The sequence below is a fragment of the Actinomadura geliboluensis genome, from assembly GCF_005889745.1.
GTDB lineage: Bacteria > Actinomycetota > Actinomycetes > Streptosporangiales > Streptosporangiaceae > Spirillospora > Spirillospora geliboluensis.
In genome coordinates this window covers 1-1758 of record NZ_VCKZ01000706.1, presented here as the reverse complement: position 1 = coordinate 1758, position 1758 = coordinate 1, and the positions used below count along the sequence as shown (strand labels likewise).

At 70.3% G+C, this 1758-nt stretch carries 1 protein-coding gene; it reads left to right on the top strand.

What is annotated here, in order from left to right:
- Positions 1–257: 257 nt before the first annotated feature.
- The coding region (locus tag ETD96_RS43670) for a cellulase family glycosylhydrolase (RefSeq protein ID WP_138642335.1) at positions 258–1758 on the top strand (1501 nt) is incomplete at its 3' end.

Sequence of the window (1758 nt, the reverse complement as noted above, 5' to 3'; positions counted from 1 at the left end):
AGATGTGTATAAGGGACAGCGGGAGTAGTGGGAGCGCTCCCAAGAATCCGATCGGACGCGGATTGTGTCAAGGGTCACAGGCCACATGGATGCACGGAATGGCTCCCCGGTCCCTCACCGCGCGCGCGAGCCGCCGTGAAAATTCGTGAAAGGAATGGAACAGGGGTTCCATGCCGCGTCCGGGCCGTTCTACGTTCACCGCAGTCCAGGAGTGGGAGCGCTCCCAAGCGAAAAGTCACGACGTGAAAGCCGAGATCATGAGATCGCCTTCCCCGCGCACCGCCGCGGCGGCCGCCCTGACCGGCGCACTGTGCGCGGCGGGCTCGCTCGCCGCCACCGGCGCCGTGCTCGGCGCGCCGCCGGCCCGGGCGGCCGTCGCCTGCGAGGTCGCCTACACCACCAATGACTGGGGCACGGGCTTCACGGCCGCCGTCACGATCACCAACCGCGGCGCGGCCGCCACCGGGTGGACGCTGACCTACTCCTACGCCGGGAACCAGCGGCTGGCGAACGGCTGGAACGGCCGCTGGTCGCAGTCCGGCGCGGCCGTCACCGTCCAGAACGAGAGCTGGAACGGCGTCCTCGCGACGGGTGCGTCCGTCCAGGCCGGAGCCCAGTTCACCTACAGCGGCAGCAACGCCGACCCCACCGACTTCAAGGTCAACGGCACGGCCTGCAACGGCGACGCCGGGCCCACCGATCCGCCGACGACGCCCACCACTCCCCCGCCCGGCGGGCCGGCACCGGAGCTGAAGGTCTCCGGCACCGCCTTCACCGACGCCGCCGGCAACACCGTCCGGCTGCGCGGGGTGAACCGCTCCGGCGGCGAGTTCGCGTGCGTCCAGGGCAACGGCATCTGGGACGGCCCGATGGACGCGGCCTCGGTCGCCGCCATCAAGGGCTGGAACGCGAACGCCGTCCGGGTGCCGCTGAACTCCGACTGCTGGCTCGGGCTGGACGACGTCGACCCGGCCTACCGCGGCACCGCCTACCGGAACGCGGTGCGGAACTACGTCGGCCTTCTCGAAGAGAACGGCATCACGCCCATTCTGGAGCTGCATTGGAGCCACGGCCTGTGGACCGGCAATGACAACCATTGCGCCACGGCCGCCGCCGAATGCCAGAAACCGATGCCGGACGCCGAATACGCGCCCGAGTTCTGGCGGCAGGTCGCCGCCGCGTACAAGGACGACAGGGCCGTCGTATTCGACCTGTTCAACGAGCCGTATCCGAACAACTTGCAGGTCATGGACTACGGCCAGTCGTGGAAGTGCTGGCGGGACGGCGGCGCGGACTGCACCGGCCTGACCTACGAGGCCGCCGGCATGCAGGACCTCCTCGACGCGGTCCGCTCCACCGGGGCCGAGAACGTCGTGATGGTGGCGGGCAGCAGCTACTCCAACGACCTGTCCCAGTGGCTCGCGCTGAAGCCGTCGGACCCGGCCGGCAACCTCGCGGCGGCCTGGCACTCCTACAACTTCAACTACTGCAGGGACGCGGCCTGCTGGGACCAGCAGCTCGCGCCCGTCGCCGCCGCGGTGCCGCTCGTCGCCGGCGAGATCGGCGAGAACACCTGCGGCCACGCCTACGTCGACACGCTGATGGCCTGGCTCGACGCGCACGCCGCGTCCTACCTCGGCTGGACGTGGAACACCTGGGACTGCTCCAGCGGCCCCTCCCTGATCAGCTCCTACGACGGCACCCCGACCGCGTACGGAGCCGGGCTCCGCGACCACCTGCGGTCCGCCCCCCGTCTCT